General features: G+C 62.8%; 22 protein-coding genes and 1 pseudogene. 21 read left to right on the forward strand and 2 right to left on the reverse strand.

Translation table 11 applies throughout. The features are described 5' to 3' along the window. The first annotated feature begins 31 nt into the window (after positions 1–31). The 8 genes and pseudogenes from fmt (at position 32) to BLV27_RS16755 (ending at position 6312) form a co-directional block, all read left to right on the forward strand. On the forward strand, positions 32–952 hold the full coding sequence (gene fmt, locus BLV27_RS16720) for a methionyl-tRNA formyltransferase (protein WP_092647643.1): 921 nt from the start codon (positions 32–34) through the stop codon (positions 950–952). Between the two features lie 66 nt (positions 953–1018). Then, positions 1019–1255 (forward strand): hypothetical protein, encoded by a 237-nt coding sequence (locus tag BLV27_RS16725; RefSeq protein WP_092647644.1) that lies wholly within the window; start codon positions 1019–1021, stop codon positions 1253–1255. A 170-nt stretch (positions 1256–1425) separates the two neighbouring features. Next, positions 1426–3012 carry a GMC family oxidoreductase gene (locus BLV27_RS16730; RefSeq protein ID WP_092647645.1) on the forward strand — a complete coding sequence of 529 codons (1587 nt, stop codon included), beginning with the start codon at positions 1426–1428 and terminating at the stop codon, positions 3010–3012. Positions 3013–3042: 30 nt separating this feature from the next. After that, positions 3043–3993, forward strand: coding sequence for a 4-hydroxy-3-methylbut-2-enyl diphosphate reductase (gene ispH, locus BLV27_RS16735; RefSeq protein ID WP_092647646.1), 951 nt, complete (start codon positions 3043–3045; stop codon positions 3991–3993). Between the two features lie 64 nt (positions 3994–4057). After that, positions 4058–4674: pseudogene (locus tag BLV27_RS16740) on the forward strand (LysE family translocator). Positions 4675–4726: 52 nt separating this feature from the next. After that, on the forward strand, positions 4727–5182 hold the full coding sequence (locus BLV27_RS16745; RefSeq protein WP_092647684.1) for a DUF3429 domain-containing protein: 456 nt from the start codon (positions 4727–4729) through the stop codon (positions 5180–5182). A gap of 45 nt (positions 5183–5227) precedes the next feature. After that, positions 5228–5692 carry a ribonuclease HI gene (gene rnhA, locus BLV27_RS16750; RefSeq protein WP_092647647.1) on the forward strand — a complete coding sequence of 155 codons (465 nt, stop codon included), beginning with the start codon at positions 5228–5230 and terminating at the stop codon, positions 5690–5692. Further along, positions 5689–6312: a trimeric intracellular cation channel family protein gene (locus BLV27_RS16755; RefSeq protein WP_092647648.1), complete on the forward strand. Its 624-nt coding sequence runs from the start codon at positions 5689–5691 to the stop codon at positions 6310–6312. Before rnhA ends, BLV27_RS16755 begins: the two co-directional genes overlap by 4 nt. A 14-nt stretch (positions 6313–6326) precedes the next feature. Here BLV27_RS16755 and BLV27_RS16760 read toward each other — a convergent pair whose 3' ends face one another. Next, positions 6327–6896, reverse strand: a complete 570-nt coding sequence (locus BLV27_RS16760; RefSeq protein ID WP_092647649.1) for a LabA-like NYN domain-containing protein — start codon at positions 6894–6896, stop codon at positions 6327–6329. Positions 6897–7025: 129 nt separating this feature from the next. On the opposite strand from BLV27_RS16760, the gene folK reads away from it, so the two are divergent. From folK to recO, 13 genes are all read left to right on the forward strand, one after another. Continuing rightward, positions 7026–7610: a 2-amino-4-hydroxy-6-hydroxymethyldihydropteridine diphosphokinase gene (gene folK / locus BLV27_RS16765; RefSeq protein ID WP_092647650.1), complete on the forward strand. Its 585-nt coding sequence runs from the start codon at positions 7026–7028 to the stop codon at positions 7608–7610. Between the two features lie 34 nt (positions 7611–7644). Next, a complete protein-coding gene (gene rpoZ, locus BLV27_RS16770; RefSeq protein ID WP_092647651.1) occupies positions 7645–7998 on the forward strand; it encodes a DNA-directed RNA polymerase subunit omega in 354 nt (117 codons plus the stop codon). Positions 7999–8031: 33 nt separating this feature from the next. Beyond that, entirely contained in the window at positions 8032–10191 is a 2160-nt protein-coding gene (locus BLV27_RS16775; RefSeq protein WP_092647652.1) for a RelA/SpoT family protein, read from the forward strand. Between the two features lie 11 nt (positions 10192–10202). Next, on the forward strand, positions 10203–10868 hold the full coding sequence (locus BLV27_RS16780) for a DUF2062 domain-containing protein (RefSeq protein ID WP_092647653.1): 666 nt from the start codon (positions 10203–10205) through the stop codon (positions 10866–10868). A 1-nt stretch (position 10869) separates the two neighbouring features. Beyond that, on the forward strand, positions 10870–11628 hold the full coding sequence (locus BLV27_RS16785; RefSeq protein ID WP_092647685.1) for a pyridoxine 5'-phosphate synthase: 759 nt from the start codon (positions 10870–10872) through the stop codon (positions 11626–11628). Between the two features lie 54 nt (positions 11629–11682). Further along, positions 11683–12300 (forward strand): LysE family translocator, encoded by a 618-nt coding sequence (locus BLV27_RS16790; protein ID WP_170831495.1) that lies wholly within the window; start codon positions 11683–11685, stop codon positions 12298–12300. Continuing rightward, complete coding sequence (locus BLV27_RS16795) at positions 12300–12566, forward strand: hypothetical protein (protein WP_092647655.1); 267 nt, start codon at positions 12300–12302, stop codon at positions 12564–12566. Before BLV27_RS16790 ends, BLV27_RS16795 begins: the two co-directional genes overlap by 1 nt. Then, positions 12563–12976 (forward strand): holo-ACP synthase, encoded by a 414-nt coding sequence (gene acpS / locus BLV27_RS16800; protein WP_092647656.1) that lies wholly within the window; start codon positions 12563–12565, stop codon positions 12974–12976. The genes BLV27_RS16795 and acpS overlap by 4 nt, the downstream gene beginning before the upstream one ends. A 71-nt stretch (positions 12977–13047) precedes the next feature. Then, on the forward strand, positions 13048–13833 hold the full coding sequence (lepB, locus tag BLV27_RS16805) for a signal peptidase I (protein WP_092647657.1): 786 nt from the start codon (positions 13048–13050) through the stop codon (positions 13831–13833). Continuing rightward, positions 13830–14513: a ribonuclease III gene (gene rnc / locus BLV27_RS16810; protein ID WP_092647658.1), complete on the forward strand. Its 684-nt coding sequence runs from the start codon at positions 13830–13832 to the stop codon at positions 14511–14513. The genes lepB and rnc overlap by 4 nt, the downstream gene beginning before the upstream one ends. Further along, entirely contained in the window at positions 14506–15426 is a 921-nt protein-coding gene (era, locus tag BLV27_RS16815) for a GTPase Era (RefSeq protein WP_092647659.1), read from the forward strand. The genes rnc and era overlap by 8 nt, the downstream gene beginning before the upstream one ends. Continuing rightward, complete coding sequence (locus tag BLV27_RS16820; protein ID WP_092647686.1) at positions 15423–15752, forward strand: DUF1491 family protein; 330 nt, start codon at positions 15423–15425, stop codon at positions 15750–15752. Before era ends, BLV27_RS16820 begins: the two co-directional genes overlap by 4 nt. Then, a complete protein-coding gene (recO, locus tag BLV27_RS16825; RefSeq protein ID WP_092647660.1) occupies positions 15752–16474 on the forward strand; it encodes a DNA repair protein RecO in 723 nt (240 codons plus the stop codon). Before BLV27_RS16820 ends, recO begins: the two co-directional genes overlap by 1 nt. A 170-nt stretch (positions 16475–16644) precedes the next feature. On the opposite strand, the gene BLV27_RS16830 is transcribed toward recO, so the two are convergent. Beyond that, entirely contained in the window at positions 16645–18333 is a 1689-nt protein-coding gene (locus BLV27_RS16830) for an acyl-CoA dehydrogenase family protein (RefSeq protein ID WP_092647661.1), read from the reverse strand. Between the last annotated feature and the right edge of the window lie 51 nt (positions 18334–18384).

An 18384-nucleotide genomic window follows, 5' to 3' on the forward strand; every position in this document is an offset into this window, starting at 1 on the left:
GCCTGACTTTTTGGACGGGGGAAACAACAACATGCGTGTGATCTTCATGGGAACGCCCGAGTTTTCGGTGCCGGTGTTGAATACTCTGGTCGATGCCGGGCACGATGTCGTCGCCGTCTATTCCCAACCGCCCCGGCCCGCAGGGCGTGGCAAGAAGGACCGGCCATCACCCGTTCAGGCCCGCGCCGAGGCGCTGGGGATCGAAGTGCGCACGCCGGTCTCCCTCAAGGGGGAAGACGCTCAGACCGCTTTCGCTGCGCTGGAAGCCGAGATCGCAGTTGTCGTGGCCTATGGTCTGCTGCTTCCGCAGGCCGTCCTCGACGCGCCGGAACACGGCTGCATCAATGTTCATGCCTCGCTGTTGCCGCGCTGGCGCGGGGCCGCGCCGATTCACCGTGCGATCATGGCGGGTGATCCGCGCACCGGGGTCTGCATCATGCAGATGGAAGCGGGATTGGACACCGGCCCCGTTTTGCTCCGCGAGGGGACGGACATCGGTCCGGCGGACACAACGGGCGACCTGCACGATCGGCTGTCGGAGATGGGCGCGCGGCTTGCGGCGAAGGCAATCGCACAGATTGGCCGTCTTTCCCCGATGGCGCAGCCGACGGAGGGCGTGACTTACGCCGCTAAGATCGACAAGTCCGAGGCGCGCGTCGACCTTGCCTGGGACGCGAGCACGCTGGCGCGGCATATCAACGGACTGTCGCCCTTTCCCGGTTCGTGGATCGAGCGGGATGGCGCGCGGCTCAAGCTGCTGCGGGCCGAGGTGGCGGAAATAGATGCCGATGCCGCCCCCGGAACGCTTCTGGACGCGCCGGGCCTCGTGGTCGCGACGGGGCAGGGCGCGCTGCGGCTTCTTTCGGTTCAACCGGCGGGCAAGCCCCCGCAGGATCCGGCCGCGTTCCGCAACGGCGCGCGGCTGTCGCCCGGCGACGTGCTAGATGGCTAGTGCGATTGCCACCGTCCCCCCTTTGCGGCAACCTGTCGCTCACTTGACTCCGGAAAGCCCCCGTCCATGTTCCTAACCCTATTCGGCACCGTCGTGATCGCGGGCATCGTGGGCTACGCGTCCGAACGCATGGAGTTCACGCACAACGGCTACATCCCGTCGATCATCATCTGCATCGGTGGCGCATTCCTGTTTTTCTTCATCACCTTGATGTTCGGGATCGGTTTCCGGTCTTCGGGCATGAACGCGATCCTTTCGTCCGTAGGGGCGTTGATCATCGTACCGACGCACTGGCGCAAATGACGCGGCTGCGAAGGTCAGTGTCCTGTGGGGTTGGGCAGCGGGCGATCCAGCCAAATCGGTGGTCGGACGAGTGGTGATATTTCGCCCTTATCCGTCGCTTGACGATCGCTGGGGCGACTTTCCCCGGCTTCGTTCTTTCCCGCGCCGATCGGCCGTGATCCACTGACAAAATGGATCATGATATCATCATCGTTGGTGCCGGCACGGCCGGGTGTTTGCTGGCCAATCGGCTGAGCGCCGATGCCGACACCCGCGTTCTGTTGCTGGAGGCCGGGGGGCGCGACATCTATCCGTGGATCCATGTTCCCGCCGGGTATCTGTATACGATGGGCAACCCGCGCACGGACTGGTGCTTCCGGACCGAGGCGATTCCGGGGCTTGCGGGGCGTTCGCTCAACTATCCCCGTGGCCGTGTGCTGGGCGGCTGCAGCAGCATCAACGGCATGATCTACATGCGCGGGCAGGCTGCCGATTGGGACGGTTGGGCGCAGGCGGGCCATCGCGGTTGGGGCTGGGACGACATGCTGCCGCATTTCAGGCGGCACGAGGCGTTCTTTGGCGGGGCGGACGACGCGCATGGCGGCGAAGGTGAATTGCAGATTAACGAGCAGCGTCTTCATTGGCCGATCCTGGACGCGGTGCGCGATGCGATGGCGGCGCGTGGTGTTCCGATTACGCGTGATTTCAACCGTGGCGATAACGAAGGCGTTGGATACTACCACGTCACGCAGACGGGGGGCTGGCGGCTCTCGGCAGCGACGGCGTTCCTGAAGCCGGTTCGCAGGCGGCAGAACCTGCGCGTTACCGTCTCGGCACCGGTCGCACGCGTTGTTATCGAAAACGGGCAGGCGCGGGGCGTGGCCTTGACCGACGGGCGGATCATTCGCGCGGGGCGGGTCGTTCTTTCCGCAGGTTCCGTCGGGTCGCCGCATCTGCTGCAACTTTCCGGCATCGGGAACGGGACGCATTTGCGTGGCTTGGGCGTTGAGGTACTCCACCACAATCCTGATGTCGGCCGGCACATGCAGGACCATCTTCAGATGCGCCCGGTTTTCCGCGTGCGCAATGCCGTCACGCTCAACCGTCGGGCGGGAACGCTTCTGGGAAAGGCGCGCATCGCAATGGAGTACGCGCTGCACCGCTCCGGACCGTTGTCGATGGCCCCGAGTCAGTTGGGCGCTTTCGTCCGCTCCGCAGGGCACCTGGCGACGCCCGACCTGCAATACCACTTTCAACCGCTGTCGTTGGAGCAGTTTGGTGATCCGCTCGACCCATTCGACGCGATAACCGCCAGTGTTTGCAACTTGCGCCCGCAGTCGCGTGGGTCAGTTCAGGCCGTGTCGCCCGATCCGTCGGAGGCCCCGGCGATCCAGCCGAACTACCTGGCCGAGGAGGCGGACCGGATCACCGCGATGCGTGCGATGCAGCTGACCCGCGACCTGATGCACAGTGGCCCCTTGGCCGCACATGATCCGCAGGAGGTCCGGCCCGGCGAAATCCTTACCGACCGGGAGGCGTTGCTGGCCGAAGTCGCGCGCAATGCCTCCTCCATCTTCCACCCCGTCGGCACCTGCGGGATGGGACGGGTGGTGGATGACCGGCTTGCAGTGCGGGGTGTCGGGAACCTTTGGGTGGCGGATGCCAGCGTGATGCCGTCGATCACCTCGGGCAATACGAACACGCCGACGCTGGCCATTGCCGAGCGGGCGGCGGAGTTCATTGTCGCAGGGCAGGGGGCTGGACGCGGTGCGCCGTGATCCTTACCTCTCGACACAAGAGGTGACCTGATGACGAAATCCCCCCTGACACTCCATCTGGCGGCCCCGCGCGGATTTTGCGCGGGCGTGGACCGCGCCATCAAGATCGTCGAGATCGCGATCGAGAAATGGGGCGCGCCCGTCTATGTCCGGCACGAGATCGTGCACAACAAGTACGTCGTCGACGGCCTGCGCGCGAAGGGCGCGGTCTTCGTGGAAGAACTGGACGAATGCCCGCCCGACCGCCCCGTGATCTTCAGCGCGCACGGTGTGCCGAAATCCGTGCCGCAAGCCGCCGAGGCGCGCGAGATGGTCTACGTCGACGCGACCTGTCCGCTGGTCAGCAAGGTGCATATCGAGGCCGCGCGACATTCCGAGGCCGGACTCCAGATGGTGATGATCGGCCACGAGGGGCACCCCGAAACCGTCGGCACCATGGGCCAACTGCCCGAGGGCGAGGTCCTGTTGGTGGAGACAGCGGACGACGTGGCGCATTTGACGCCTCGCGATCCTGACCGGCTGGCCTTCGTTACGCAGACGACGCTGTCGGTGGATGACACTGCCGACGTGGTGGCCGCGCTCAAGGCGCGGTTCCCGGCCATCGTCGGCCCGCACAAGGAAGACATCTGCTACGCCACGACCAATCGTCAGGAAGCGGTAAAAGCGATGGCACCGGACTGCGACGCGATCCTGGTCGTCGGGGCACCGAATTCGTCAAACTCCAAGCGACTGGTCGAAGTGGGGGCCCGCGCCGGGTGCAAGTATTCCCAACTGGTGCAGCGGGCAGACGACATCGACTGGCGCGCGCTGGACGGCATCCGGTCGGTCGGCATCACCGCCGGGGCCAGCGCCCCCGAGATCCTGATCGACGAAGTGATCGGTGCCTTCCGTGACCGATATGACGTGACGGTCAACAAAGTGGTCACCGCCGAGGAAAACGTTGAGTTCAAGGTGCCCCGCGTGTTGCGGATGCCTGCCTGACGCGCTTCCCCCTTTGTGTCGAAGCGGACTTCCCAGCCTGTCATTTCCGACCTAGGTTTCGATCATGATCACGCTCCAGTTTCTGCTGACCGCTTTTGTGGTCGTCATCGCGCCCGGCACGGGCGTCTTCTACACACTCGCGATGGGGCTGGGCCGGGTGCGACCTGCGGCGATGGCCGCCGCCTTCGGATGCCCTTGGGCATCGTCCCGGCGCTTCTGGCCGCGGCGCTGGGGCTGGCGGCGGTGCTGCATGCCTCCGCCTTGCTGTTCAACGTCGTGAAATTCGCGGGCGTGGCCTACCTGCTCTGGATGGCCTGCGGCCCGTTGCGCCAGACTGGCACGCTGGCCGTCAAGCCTGCCGAGGTCAGCCCCGATCCGCTGGCCTGGGTCGCCTGGCGTGGCATAATGATCAACGTGTTGAACCCGAAGCTGTCGATCTTTTTTCTCGCCCTTCTACCGCCATTCCTTTCGGGCAATCCGGCGACTGCGGCGCTGGAAATGGCGGCGCTGGGCGGGGTGTTTATGGCAATGACCTTCGCGGTTTTTGCAGTCTATGGACTTTTTGCAACAGCGTTCCGCAATCGCCTGCTGTCGAGCGCGCGGGCGATGGCTTGGCTCAACCGCGGCTTTGCGGCTGTCTTTGCCACGCTTGCCGGACGCTTGGCACTGGAACGCGCCTGACCGCGACCTTTTTGCGGTTTCACGGGCGGCGCGGGCGTGGCATCTGACGACCATGTTGACCGCACGCATTCCAGCCTCCGTTCTCTTTCTTGGCCTCGCGGGGCTCTTGCCCTTCGTCTGGGGTGTGGTGACGCTCTATTCCGATCCGCTGGCGGCGCGTACGGTCGAGTTGATAGGTCCGCGTTTCATCGGACCCTATGTCGGGTTGTTCTACGGCTCGGTGATCCTGTCGTTCATGTCGGGCGTGCTGTGGGGCTTTGCAACCAAGGCCGAGGGGCAGGTGGCGGCCACTGGATATGCGCTCTCGGTGCTGCCGGCACTCTGGGCGTTTTTCATGACGGGCGGCGGGCCGGCCTCGGCTGCGGTCGCGCTGATTGCTGGGTTTATCGGGCTGCTGGGCCTCGACTGGTTGTTCTGGCAGCAGGGGCTGGCCCCGCGCTGGTGGATAAAGCTGAGGCTGATCCTGACTGTAGGCGTTGTGGTTTGCCTTTGGCCTGTCGCGTTCTGAACCGTCGGTGCATGCAATATTCTGACAGAAAGAAGGGGTCGCTCCATGGCTGAGTTATTCGCCTATACGGACGGAGCCTGTTCGGGCAATCCGGGGCCGGGAGGCTGGGGTGCATTGCTTGTGGCAACCGAAGGCCAGACGGTCGTCAAGCAGCGGGAGCTGAAGGGCGGAGAGGCCGAAACGACGAACAACCGGATGGAATTGCTGGCCGCGATAAACGCTCTGGAAGCGCTGGACCGACCCTCGACCCTGACTGTGGTGACCGATTCGGCGTACGTCAAAGGAGGTATCACCGCGTGGATGCATGGCTGGAAGAAAAACGGCTGGAAGACCTCGACTCGCAAGCCGGTCAAGAACGAGGATCTTTGGCGCAGGCTGGATGCGGCGCAGGCGCGGCATGATGTGACCTGGAAATGGGTGAAGGGCCACGCCGGGCATCCCGAAAACGAAAAGGCTGATGAGTTGGCCCGCGCTGGCATGGCACCGTTCAAGCCGAGGAAGGGCGCATGACGATCACGGTCGCGCTTGATTTGGCGTCGGTGCTGGTCTTCGCGATCACCGGTGCGCTGACTGCGGCGCGGGCGCAGTTGGATCCGATCGGTTTCATCTTTATCGCCTGCCTGACCGCCGTTGGCGGCGGCACCGTGCGCGATCTGTTGCTTGGCCGTGATCCCGTCTTTTGGGTTGGTGAGCCGACCCCGCTTGCCTTAGCGGGATCTGCGGCGATGCTGGTGTTTTTCACGCATCACCTTCTGGCGTCGCGGCTGACGTGGATCATCTGGTTGGACGCCGTCGCTCTCTCGGTTGCGGTCGCGGCTGGGGTGGGCGTAGCGCATGGGCTTGGTCAACCGATCTGGGCGCAGGTCGTGATGGGAATTGTCACGGGCTGCATGGGGGGATTGCTGCGCGACGTGGTCTGTAACGAGGTACCACTGGTTCTGACGGCCGGAGAGCTTTACATCACTGCAGCCTTGGCCGGCGCAACGGCGGCCGTGATCGCCCGGGAGGTCGGCGCGACTGGCCTGAGCCCGCTGGGCGCGTGCGTGGCGGTGACGTTCCTGTTGCGGGCTGGTTCTATTCAGTTCGGCTGGTCGCTGCCGGCCTTTCGACCACGCCCGCCGAAGCGTTGACTGCATGTCGCTGACTATTCGGCGGCGAGGGCCTCGTCGTCCTCAATCCGCGGTTCCCGCGGCGGGCGACCGATGACGCCACGCAACTCATCCAGCTCGATGAAGTTGTCTGCTTGGCGACGCAGGTCGTCGGCGATCATCGGCGGCTGGCTGCGGATGGTGGAGCAGACCGAGACGCGCACACCCTTGCGCTGAAGCGCTTCGACGAGCGGGCGAAAATCGCCGTCACCGGAAAACAGGACAATGTGATCGACGTGATCCGCCGTCTCCAAGGCATCCACGGCCAATTCGATGTCCATATTGCCCTTGACCTTGCGGCGGCCTTGGCTGTCGGTGAACTCTTTGGCCGGCTTGGTCACCATCGTGAAGCCGTTGTATTGAAGCCAGTCGACCAGCGGTCGGATCGGTGAATATTCATCGTTTTCGAGCAGCGCGGTATAGTAAAACGCCCTGAGCATCTTGCCACGTCGCACGAATTCGGCGCGAAGCAACTTGTAGTCTATCTCGAACGAGAGGGCTTTACCCGCCGCGTAGAGGTTCGAACCATCGATAAAAAGCGCGAGACGTTCGTCGCGGTAGAACATAACAAAACCCCCTGTGGAAACCCTTCGGAGGCGAACAGACGTGAGTAATGCGCCCGGGGCCCCTTTAATTTCCAGAACTCCACGATATATCGATAAGTCGGAAACTCAATATCACGGCTGAACAGCTAGATGCTATGTCTTGTGGCTCTCGGAGCCAATTCATCTGTTAGTCGTAGTACCAACGCGCGCCATATCGCACATGCCTTCCGGGAAATGCCTGGCCGTGTGATCGCTTGTTCCCGTCTGTTCCGCACTCCTGCCTGGCCACCTGGCGCGGGGCCCGATTTCGTAAATGCAGCTGCGGTCCTGTCCACAAGCTGGTCGCCGGGGGCTGTCCTTGATCGGTTGCACCGGGTCGAGGAACGCCATGGCCGCGTGCGGCAGCGGCGTTGGGCGCCGCGCGTGCTGGATCTGGACCTGCTGGCCGCCGGACAAGCGATCGCGCCCGATGTCGCGACGTTTCATCGCTGGATGACCTTGTCTGCTGATCGTCAGATGGTGGAGGCCCCGGAGACATTGGTCTTGCCGCATCCGCGCCTTGCCGATCGGGCCTTTGTCCTGATTCCGCTTCTGGATGTGGCTCCCGATTGGCGGCATCCGGTCACGGGGCGGACGGTGCGCGCGATGGCGGATGCGCTATCGGCGGAAAAACGGCGCGAAATCCGCGCAATTGGCACCGTGGACGGGGTTGTCAATAGAAAACGTGGCGCATAGATAGCGCACTCCGCCCCCCGACAGAGGTACGTCCATGGCCCGCGTTACAGTTGAAGATTGCGTCGACAAGGTCCCTAACCGGTTCGATCTGGTCATGCTTGCCGCACACCGCGCCCGCGAAATTGCCACCGGCAGCCCGGTTACGGTTGATCGTGACAATGATAAGAACCCCGTCGTTGCGCTGCGCGAAATCGCTGACGAAACCCAGAGCACGGATGACCTGCGCGAACGTCTTATCGAGTCCAACCAGACCCAGATCGAGGTGGACGAGCCGGAAGAGGACTCCATGGCCTTGCTGATGGGGGTCGAAAAGGATGCGCCGGCACAGGATGATATGTCCGAAGAGAAGTTGCTGCGTGCGCTTATGGAGGCGCAGGGTCAACCGTAACCGGTGCCCTGAAAATAGGAGGCGCGCCCTGACATGATCGAGGTCGAGGACCTGATCGCGCTGGTGCGCGCCTACAACCCCCGGACCGACGCCGACCTGATCCGACGCGCATTCGCCTATGGCGCGAAGATGCATGAAGGTCAGGCACGTCGATCGGGCGAGCCCTATTTTACCCACCCCGTGGAAGTCGCCAGCCTGCTGACCGAGCAGCGACTGGACGACCCGACGATCGTGACAGCCTTGCTGCATGACACGATCGAAGACACGCGCTCTACCTATGCGGGGATCGAGGCTGAGTTCGGCCCCGAAATCGCAGAAATGGTTGACGGTGTCACCAAGCTGACCAACCTTGAGCTGACGTCGTCCGAGACCAAGCAGGCCGAGAATTTCCGCAAGCTGTTCATGGCGATGTCCAAAGATCTGCGCGTGATCTTGGTCAAGCTGACCGACCGGCTCCACAATATGCGCACCATCCGGCACATGAGGCCGGAAAAGCAGGTGCAGAAGGCCCATGAGACGATGGAAATCTATGCGCCCCTGGCCGGACGCATGGGTATGCAATGGATGCGCGAGGAGTTGGAGGATCTGTGCTTCGCGGTCATCAACCCCGAGGGGCGCAATTCGATCCTGCGGCGCTTCGTGACGCTGCAACGCGAGTCCGGTGATGTTATCCGGCGCATCACGGATGACATCGAAAGCGAGTTGGGCCGCGCCCGGATCACGGCAACCGTCAAGGGCCGTGCCAAGCGTCCCTTCAGCATCTGGCGCAAGATGGAGGAGAAGGAGATTGGGTTTTCCCGCCTGTCGGACATCTATGGCTTTCGCATTGTCGTTGGAACAGAGGAAGACTGCTACCGCACCTTGGGTGTGATCCATCAGCGTTGGAAATCCGTACCCGGGCGCTTCAAGGACTATATCAGCCAACCCAAATCGAACGGCTATCGCTCGATCCATACGACGGTGTCGGGGCGTGACGGCAAGAAGGTCGAGGTGCAAATCCGCACCCGCGAAATGCACGAGGTCGCCGAACGCGGTGTCGCGGCGCATTGGTCCTATCGCGACGGCGTGCGGGCCGAGAACCGCTTTGCCGTTGATCCCGCCGAATGGCTACGTTCGGTGAATGAGCGGTTCGACGATGCAAGTGACAACGCCGAGTTCCTGGAGGCGGTGAAGCTGGAAATGTACACCGACCAGGTGTTCTGCTTCACGCCCAAGGGCGACGTGATCAAGCTGCCCAAAGGCGCGACGCCCATCGATTTCGCCTATGCGATCCACACGCGGATTGGCCACCGGACGGTTGCGGTTAAGGTGGACGGGATGCGCGTTCCGCTCTGGACACGATTGCGCAATGGCCAGTCGGTCGAAGTCGTGACAGCAGAGGCCTCCTCCCCACAGGCGACCTGGATCGACATTGCGACGACCGGACGGGCAAAGGCGTCGATCCGTCGTGCGTTGAGGGCCGAGAGGCGAACCGGCCATGTCCGCCTAGGGCGTGAACTTGCCCGTGCGGCTTTCGCCCAGTTCGGGAAGAAAGCGACGGACAAGGCGCTGGAGACGGCGGCAGTCGCGCTGGGCTATGACGGTGACGAGGATCTGCTCGCCGCGATCGGCGCGTCGCAAATCAGCTCTCGCACTGTTGTGGCAGAACTCTACCCCGAACTGGCCAAGACTCCGACCGCACCGGACGTGGATGAGGAGAAGGCTGTCGTCGGCGTGGACCCCAAGGCTCACTATGAACGCGCGCCCTGTTGCCAACCCGTTCCGGGCGAGAGGATCGTTGGCATTACCAACAAGGGTCATGGCGTGACCATCCATGCCATCGACTGCCCCCGGATGGCCGAGTTCGAGGATCAAACGGACCGCTGGGTGGATTTGCATTGGTCGCCGGGACACCATGCACCGCGTAATGCGGTCACACTGGACATGACGATCAGCAATGCGCCCGGCGTACTGGGCCGCATCTGTCTTCTGATTGCGGAGCAGAACGCCAACATTTCTGACCTGCGGTTTATCGACCGCAAGCCGGATTTCTTCCGACTTCTGATTGACGTTGACGTCAGAGACCGTGAACATCTTCACAGCCTGATCATGGCGGCCGATACAGACATCGACGTTGCGCAGGTTCGCCGCCATCGTGCGCGACTGACGCATCAGACGCCCCGGATCGCGAGCCCGACAGAAACCCCCGCCTGAGGAGGCCGCCGGTGTTCAAGCGCCGTGACCGATTGCCGATTTGGCAGACGCTTTGGCAGGCCCTCTGGCCCAAGGGGGGCTGGGCGCGCGCGGCGGTCTACGTCAAGCATCGGCTTCGAAGACTACCCGACACTCCGCGTAAGATCAGCCGTGGAATACTGGTCGGTGTCTTCACCACTTTCACGCCGCTTTACGGGCTGCACTTCTTCGTGGCTGCGGGGCTGGCCGTAATGGTGCGCGGCAATGTGATGGCGGCGCTTTTGGGCACGTTCTTCGGCAACCCGTTGACCTATGTGCCAATTGCCGTCGTGTCATTGAACCTCGGCCATTTCATGCTGGGCACCGAGTTGCGCGGCGAAGTTGACGAAAACATATTCGCCAAGTTCTTCGGAGCAGGCAAAGACCTGATGGCGAATTCGTGGAAAGCTTTGACAGGAGACCCGGTCGATTGGACCGCGACTGCAGTCTTCTGGAATGATGTTTTCTGGCCATGGACGGTTGGCGGTCTGGTCCCCGGCCTCATTACCGGCATTGCAGCCTATACGATCTGCCTGCCGCTGATCGAGGCCTACCAGAAACGGCGGCGCGGAAGGCTCAGGCAAAAGCTGGAGGAAATCCGGCGCAAGGCGGCAAAGCGTGCCGCCGAAAAGAAAGCGAAAGGTGAGACCAATGGCTGACATGACCGACAGATTGCGTCTTGGCGTGAACATCGACCATGTCGCGACGATCCGAAACGCGCGCGGCGGTGACAACCCCGATCCGGTTCGCGCCGCGCTGATGGCGCAGGTTGCGGGCGCGGATGGCATCACGGCGCACTTGCGCGAGGATCGGCGGCATATCCGCGATGCCGACATGGCCGCCATCGCAGCGGCAATTGATATTCCGCTCAACTTCGAGATGGCCGCCACCGACGAGATGGCCCGCATCGCTATCGCCACAAAACCGCACGCCGTCTGTCTGGTGCCGGAACGCCGCGAAGAGCGGACGACCGAGGGTGGGCTTGAGGTCGCCGGTGACGCCAACCGGCTGACCGGCTACATCGCGCCGCTGCGCGACGTTGGGGCGCGCGTGTCGCTGTTCATCGCTGCCGATACGCGTCAGATTGAGGCCGCAGCCCGCGTCGGAGCCGCCGTGGTCGAATTGCATACCGGCAGCTACTGTGATGCCGTAGCCGAGGGGCGAACCGATGACGCGGCGGCGGAATTGGAGCGTTTGATCGCCGGGGCCGCCCTGGCGCACGATCTGGGGCTGGAGGTTCACGCGGGCCACGGCATCACCTATGATTCCGTGTCGCCCCTCGCTGCCATTCCGCAGGTGGTTGAGCTGAACATTGGCCATTTCATCATCGGCGAGGCCTTATTCAGAGGGCTTCCCGATGCGCTCGGTGAAATGCGCCGTCTGATGGATTTGGCCCGGACGAGTACCGCCGCTGATTGACTCTACGCCCCTGTTGGCCACGCTGGCGCTAAACGACATGAGACGGAGATGGACATGAACGAACTGCTGATCGGCCTTCTGACTTTCGCCGCCGTTTGCGCGACGCCGGGGCCTGCCGTTGTTGCAGTTATATCCAGTGCGATGTCACGCGGCTTTCGGTCGTCGTTTGCCCTGACGTTGGGCTTGGCGTCTGCGTTGGGCGTTTGGGGCGTGCTTGCGGCTGCGGGGTTCGGCGCAGTGTTGGCAGCCGCGCCTTCGATGCTGATCGTATTGAAAGTACTCGGCGGCATCTATCTCCTCTGGTTGGCTTGGGGGGCGGGCCGATCCGCATGGGCAAGCCGCACCTCGGACCTGCCGCAAGTGCGGTCGGGGTTCCGCGCAGGCCTTGTGCTGAACCTCTCAAACCCGAAGTCTATCCTTGCCTGGACGGCAACCATCGCCGTGGGCACACCGCCGGATGCGCCGGGCATGGCCTGGCTTCTGGTCCCGTTGGCTGCGCTGGTGACGGTGATGATCTACGTGTTTTATGGGTTGTTTTTCTCGCTGCCCGTAATGCGCTCCGCTTATGGACGGATGCGGCGCTGGATCGATGGCATCGCGGCAGGGGTGTTTGGTGCCGCCGGCCTGGGCCTGATGTCCGAGGGTGTTTCCTCGGCATTGCGCCGCAGCTGATGGGCGGCGGGGGTGCCATCCCTGCGGCAATGGGCCTTATCCTCATGGATGGAAATATTGTGCAACTCGCCACCAACTGCGACAGCTGGGTCCCGAGGGCGTGCGACGTCAATTGGGGCCGGTCGACACGAACCTTTGCAAGCGGCGCGATCCGTACTGTGCCACTGGGTGCCGAGAATCACACTGCTGCCCTGAGCCTCATGGACCACGTTTATGGTAGCTGCGATTACGGGCGGCGCGCATCGGGCGAGGTGGCCGTTTCGTGATACTGGGCATTGGCACGGACCTGGCCAACATCGACCGGGTGCAGGGCGTACTTGACCGGTTCGGAGACCGGTTCCGCAATCGCGTATTCACCGACCGCGAACAGCGCAAAGCGGCCTACCGCTCCAAGTCGGACGGGGGCGAAGCCTCGACCTATGCCAAGCGCTGGGCCGCGAAAGAGGCTTGCTCCAAGGCGCTGGGAACCGGCCTGCGGATGGGAATCGCCTGGAAAGATATGGCGGTGACCAACCTGCATACAGGCCAGCCCGTCATGGCCGTAACCGGCTGGGCGGCCGAGCGATTGGAGCGAATGACGCCCGAAGGATATGAGGCCGTGATACACGTCAGCCTTACCGACGATCACCCCTGGGCGCAGGCTTTTGTCGTGATCGAGGCGCGCCCCGCCGTCTGAGCCGCCTTGGCCGGTTGACTTGGACCGGGGCAGGGGGCACTGGAACGCGAAGCAATTATGGAACGGTGCGCATGGCGAAAGCGGAAAAGAAGGAAGGCCTGTTCGAGACGCTGAAAACCGTCTTCTGGGCCTTGGTGATCGCGGGCATTTTCCGCACCCTGTTCTTCCAGCCGTTCTGGATTCCGTCAGGCAGCATGAAAGACACGCTGCTGATCGGCGATTTCCTGTTCGTGAACAAAATGTCCTATGGCTATTCGCGCCATTCCTGCCCATTCTCTATGTGCCCGTTTTCGGGTCGCATTTTTGCATCGCAGCCGGAGCGCGGTGACGTCATCGTTTTTCGCCACCCGGTCAACGGCTCCGACTTCATCAAGCGCCTGATCGGTCTGCCCGGTGACACCGTGCAGATGCGTGATGGCCAACTGTGGTTGAACGGTGAGCCCCTGCGGACTGATCCGGTCGAGGATTTCATCGAAACCAAGGCCCCCCAGGGACCGCAGCGCCTGACGCCGCGTTGCGCCAACGATCCGGTGGGCACCGGAGGCGAATGTATCAAGGAGCGCGCCCTCGAATACTTCCCCGGCGACGAACGCGGACATTCGATCCTGAATATTGGGCGCAGCGGCACCGACCAGACGCCGGTCTATACGGTGCCCGAGGGCCAGTACTTCTTCATTGGCGACAACCGCGACAATTCCCGCGACAGCCGTGTCCCCCGGTCGATCGAGGGGGTCGGATTCGTACCCTTCGAGAATTTGATCGGTCGCGCTGACCGTGTCGTCTTCTCCTCGGCTGGCAGCCGGATGCTGTTCTTCTGGACCTGGCGGCTGGATCGGTTTTTTGAGGAGATCGTTTGAAGATCTCGCGGGAACTCGACGCCTTTCAGGCGCGCATCGGCCACACATTCAAGCGGCCCGACCTGCTGGTGCGCGCGATGACCCATTCGTCCATCGCCTCTGATACGCGACCGGACAACCAACGCCTTGAGTTTCTCGGCGATCGCGTCCTTGGCCTTGTCATGGCCGAAGTTTTGATGTCCGGAGATCGCGCGGCGGCCGAGGGGCAGCTGGCACCCCGGTTCAACGCCATGGTCCGCAAGGAGACATGTGCCGAGGTCGCGCGTTCAATTGACCTTGGGGCGGTGCTGAAACTGGGCAAGTCCGAGCAGGTTACCGGCGGGCGGCGCAAGATGGCGCTTCTGGGCGACGCGATGGAGGCCTTGATTGCCGCCGTGTATGTCGATGGCGGGCTAGAGGCGTCGCGCGGCCTGGTGTTGCGTCTGTGGGGAGATTTGATCGACAACGTTGAAGATGACGCCCGCGACGCGAAGACCACGCTTCAGGAATGGGCGCAGGGCCGCAAGATGAAGCCCCCGGTTTACGAAGTGTTGCACCGATCCGGCCCCGACCATGCTCCGGTCTTCCGTATCGCCGCTCGCCTTGAGGATGGCAGAACCGGTGAGGGGCAGGCCGCCTCCAAGCGCAACGCAGAACAGGCGGCGGCGAAAGCCCTGCTGGATAAGGTAAGCGATGACTGACCAAGAGACGCGCGCGGGCTTCATAGCCCTCATCGGGGAGCCGAACGCCGGGAAATCCACGCTTCTGAATCGTATGGTCGGAGCCAAGGTTTCGATCGTGACGCACAAGGTCCAAACGACCCGCGCCCGCATTCGTGGCGTGGCGATGGCCGGTGCCAGCCAGCTTGTCTTCGTCGATACGCCCGGTCTGTTCCGTCCCAAGCGCAGGCTTGATCGTGCGATGGTCGCCGCCGCCTGGACCGGGGCGGCGGATGCGGATGTCGTCGTCCTTCTTGTGGAAGCCAATCGCGGTCTGACCGAAGGCGTGGAGGCGATCCTGACTTCGCTCGAAGAAAAACGTGCCGAAGGGCAGCCCGTTCTGCTGGCGATAAACAAGATCGACCGGGTCGAGGCCCCCAAACTTCTGGCCCTGACCGAAAAGATGAACGCACGTTATGCCTTCGACGGGACGTTCCTGATTTCCGCTGAGAAGGGGCACGGCGTCGAGGACCTACGGACCGATTTAGCCGCCCGCGTGCCTGCCGGTCCATGGCTCTACCCCGAAGATCAAATCGCGGATCTGCCGCTACGTATAATTGCCGCCGAGATCACGCGCGAAAAGCTGACTCTGCGGCTGCATCAGGAATTGCCGTACCAGCTTACGGTAGAGACCGAGAAGTGGGAGGATCGTCCCGACGGCTCCGTGCGGATAGATCAATTGATCTATGTCGTTCGCGATGGGCACAAAGGCATCGTCCTGGGCAAAAAAGGCGAGACGACAAAGGCCGTGGGCCAGGCCGCGCGTGCCGAGATGGAGGCATTCCTTGGCCACCGGGTTCATCTGTTCCTGCAGGTGAAAGTGCGGCCGAACTGGCTAGAAGATTCCGAGCGGTTCGACGCCATGGGTCTAGATTTCAAGGACGGCAACGCCTGATGCGGCTGACGGCATCCTTCTGGGTGTCCGCCTATCGCAAACGGCTGGAGATGTTCAACATTCCCTGTTTCGTCGTTCGCCATGGCGATGACATGGGCGGGGCCGTCCTGATCAAGCTTAACACGCTCGATGGTCAGGCTGTCGTCTATCAGCGCAGCTTTGATCTCGCCTCGGATCAGCGGATTTGGGTCGTTTTGGTAGAAGGTGATGAGCGCGCCTGCGACGAGGCGATCGGTCGTCAGATGGGCTTTGATCCCGATCTCTGGGTACTGGAGGTCGAGGATCGCAAAGGCCGTCATCTCTTGGACGAAGAGGGGTTGGGCTGATGGATTGGCGGGACGAAGGCATTGTCCTGTCGGCCCGACCGCACGGCGAGACATCGGTCATTCTCGAATTGCTGACACGGGCCCACGGGCGTCACCTTGGGGTGGTCCACGGTGGGGTGTCGCGCAAGAAGGCTCCGATGCTTCAACCGGGCAACCAAGTCGATGCCGCGTGGCGGGCGCGGCTGGAAAGTCATTTGGGCACCTGGACCGTGGAGCTGAAACGCTCCCGCTCTGCGGGGATATTGGGTGATCCGATCCGTCTGTTTGCGCTTTCGGCGACCTGCGCGCTTGCTTCGTTCGCGCTCCCGGAGCGGGAGGATATGGCCGAATTCCAACGGCAAACCGAGGCGCTTTGTGACGCGATTTCCGACGGTAAAGGCTGGCTGACGGACTACGTGCATTGGGAAATGGCCCTCTTGGAGGTCACCGGGTTCCGGCTGGACCTGTCGGCTTGCGCGGTGTCGGGCGGGGCGAACGACCTAGCTTACGTCAGCCCGCGCACGGGGCGAGCGGTTAGCCGATCAGGTGCGGGAGAGTGGGCATCCAAGTTATTGAAATTGCCTGACATGATGATCGGTGGCATGCCCAGCATCGAGGGTGTGGTGGAGGCCTTGGCCGTAACAGGCCATTTTCTTGAGACCAAGCTGGCCCCGTCTCTCGGCAACAAATCATTGCCGTCCGCGCGCGCACGGTTGGTGCAGGCGCTTTCGGCGGAAGTCTAGGCACTCCTTCGCGTGAAACGCCCTGTGGTGCCTGCCCCGCCATGGCCCTTTCGTCCGGTGGACCCTGCCGGTGCCATCGGCCAAAGCAACACGAGCCAGCGAGCGGTTTCCGCGAGATTCGGACAGCCCTCGGCGTCAAGGCGATCCTGAACGGTCACAACCCTGATGCTTCATCCCAACAGGCGACGCGCTATGACCTGAGCCTGAATTTCGGCGGCACCTTCGAAGATATTCAGGATGCGTGCGTCGCAGAGCAATCGGCTGATGGGGTACTCCAACGCGAACCCGTTTCCGCCATGCACCTGCAAGCCGTTGTCCGCGGCGGCCCAAGCCGTGCGTGCACCAAGCAGCTTGGCCATTCCCGCCTCGATGTCGCAGCGGCGGTCGTTGTCCTTCTCGGCGGCCGAGAAATAGGTCAGTTGCCGGGTCACCATGATTTCGACCGCCATCATCGCCAGTTTGTTGCCAATGCGCGGGAACGCGGCCAGCGGCTTGCCGAACTGATTGCGTGTTTCGGCATAGGACAGCGCGGCATCCAGAGCGGCCTGTGCGACGCCAATGGCGCGGGCCGCGGTCTGGATGCGGGCGGACTCAAACGTCTGCATCAACTGCTTGAATCCCTGACCTTCGGTCTCGCCCAGCAGGTTCTCACCCTTCACGGCGAAATCGTCGAAGTTGACGGTGTATTCTTTCATCCCGCGATAGCCGAGCACTTCGATTTCGCCGCCCGAAATCCCCGGATCCTGCCAAGGCTGCGCGTCGGTTCCGGGCGTCTTTTCCGCCAGGAACATCGACAGGCCGCGGTAGTCCTTCGTGTCGGGGATCGTTCGCGCCAACACGGTCATCACATGGGTGCGCGCGGCATGTGTGATCCATGTCTTGTTGCCGTTCAGCGTCCAGTTTCCGTCCGCGCCCTGCACACCCTTGGTGCGCAAGGAGCCGAGGTCCGATCCGGTATTCGGCTCGGTGAAGACGGCTGTGGGCAGAGTCTCGCCCGAGGCCAGGCGGGGCAGCCACTTCTGCTTCTGGGCGTCTGTGCCGCCGCAGAGGATCAGCTCGGCAGCGATCTCGGACCGGGTGCCAAGCGAGCCGACGCCGATATATCCCCGTGACAGCTCTTCGGATACGACACACATCGCTGCCTTGGGCAGGCCGAGACCGCCGTACTCCTCGGGAATGGTCAGTCCGAAGACGCCCATTTCGGCCATTTCCTCAATGATGTCCATCGGGATCAGTTCATCCTTGAGGTGCCATTCGTGGGCATCCGGGGCGACGCGGTCGTTTGACCAACGACGAAATTGATCGCGGATCATCTCCAGCTCATCGTCCAGGCCAGACGCACCGAAGGTCGCATTGGCGGTTCCGTCCCGCATCAACTCGACCAGACGGGTCCGCGCGGCCTGCGTGTTGCCGCGGTTGCAGAGTTCCATCACGGCAGGGGTCATCAGGTCGCGCTGATCCTGCTGCGTCAGGTGCATATCCTGCGGGCGCACGATCTCGCCTTGCGACATCGGAATGCCGCCGTAACACTGCCAAAGGTACTCACCGAAGGCGATTTGGTGAAGGAGCGCTTCCATATCGCCGAACTTGCCCTGAGCGTCCAGACGTTCGGCCCAATGCTGCATTTGCCGCAAGGCTTGAGCGTAGGTGGCAAGCCAGGCGAAGCCATGTGTCGCCGTCTGTTCGGCTTCCAGCAGGGCTGCGTCGATGCGCCCATTGCGCGTCACCTGAGCCGCGACGGCTATTTTCGCCTTGGCGACAAGGTTGTCGATTGCGACGCAGGCCTCGGATGTCAAAGTGAGCAGATCGGGCAAACGGGCGTCGCTGCCAAGCGGCATGGTCTGGCCATCGTGGGGCATGGAGGATCTCCTGTCCGTAAGTTTGGCGTGCACGATTGTGCAGTTGCAGCG

The sequence above is a fragment of the Jannaschia faecimaris genome, from assembly GCF_900107415.1.
GTDB classification, from domain to species: Bacteria; Pseudomonadota; Alphaproteobacteria; order Rhodobacterales; family Rhodobacteraceae; genus Jannaschia; species Jannaschia faecimaris.

Bases quoted from the DNA above. Each gene is read 5' to 3' on its own strand.
- fmt (WP_092647643.1), top strand. From the start codon at position 32: ATGCGTGTGATCTTCATGGGAACGCCCGAGTTTTCGGTGCCGGTGTTG.
- BLV27_RS16725 (WP_092647644.1), top strand. From the start codon at position 1,019: ATGTTCCTAACCCTATTCGGCACCGTCGTGATCGCGGGCATCGTGGGC.
- BLV27_RS16730 (WP_092647645.1), top strand. From the start codon at position 1,426: ATGGATCATGATATCATCATCGTTGGTGCCGGCACGGCCGGGTGTTTG.
- ispH (WP_092647646.1), top strand. From the start codon at position 3,043: ATGACGAAATCCCCCCTGACACTCCATCTGGCGGCCCCGCGCGGATTT.
- BLV27_RS16745 (WP_092647684.1), top strand. From the start codon at position 4,727: ATGTTGACCGCACGCATTCCAGCCTCCGTTCTCTTTCTTGGCCTCGCG.
- rnhA (WP_092647647.1), top strand. From the start codon at position 5,228: ATGGCTGAGTTATTCGCCTATACGGACGGAGCCTGTTCGGGCAATCCG.
- BLV27_RS16755 (WP_092647648.1), top strand. From the start codon at position 5,689: ATGACGATCACGGTCGCGCTTGATTTGGCGTCGGTGCTGGTCTTCGCG.
- BLV27_RS16760 (WP_092647649.1), bottom strand. From the start codon at position 6,896: ATGTTCTACCGCGACGAACGTCTCGCGCTTTTTATCGATGGTTCGAAC.
- folK (WP_092647650.1), top strand. From the start codon at position 7,026: ATGCTATGTCTTGTGGCTCTCGGAGCCAATTCATCTGTTAGTCGTAGT.
- rpoZ (WP_092647651.1), top strand. From the start codon at position 7,645: ATGGCCCGCGTTACAGTTGAAGATTGCGTCGACAAGGTCCCTAACCGG.
- BLV27_RS16775 (WP_092647652.1), top strand. From the start codon at position 8,032: ATGATCGAGGTCGAGGACCTGATCGCGCTGGTGCGCGCCTACAACCCC.
- BLV27_RS16785 (WP_092647685.1), top strand. From the start codon at position 10,870: ATGACCGACAGATTGCGTCTTGGCGTGAACATCGACCATGTCGCGACG.
- BLV27_RS16790 (WP_170831495.1), top strand. From the start codon at position 11,683: ATGAACGAACTGCTGATCGGCCTTCTGACTTTCGCCGCCGTTTGCGCG.
- BLV27_RS16795 (WP_092647655.1), top strand. From the start codon at position 12,300: ATGGGCGGCGGGGGTGCCATCCCTGCGGCAATGGGCCTTATCCTCATG.
- lepB (WP_092647657.1), top strand. From the start codon at position 13,048: ATGGCGAAAGCGGAAAAGAAGGAAGGCCTGTTCGAGACGCTGAAAACC.
- era (WP_092647659.1), top strand. From the start codon at position 14,506: ATGACTGACCAAGAGACGCGCGCGGGCTTCATAGCCCTCATCGGGGAG.
- recO (WP_092647660.1), top strand. From the start codon at position 15,752: ATGGATTGGCGGGACGAAGGCATTGTCCTGTCGGCCCGACCGCACGGC.
- BLV27_RS16830 (WP_092647661.1), bottom strand. From the start codon at position 18,333: ATGCCCCACGATGGCCAGACCATGCCGCTTGGCAGCGACGCCCGTTTG.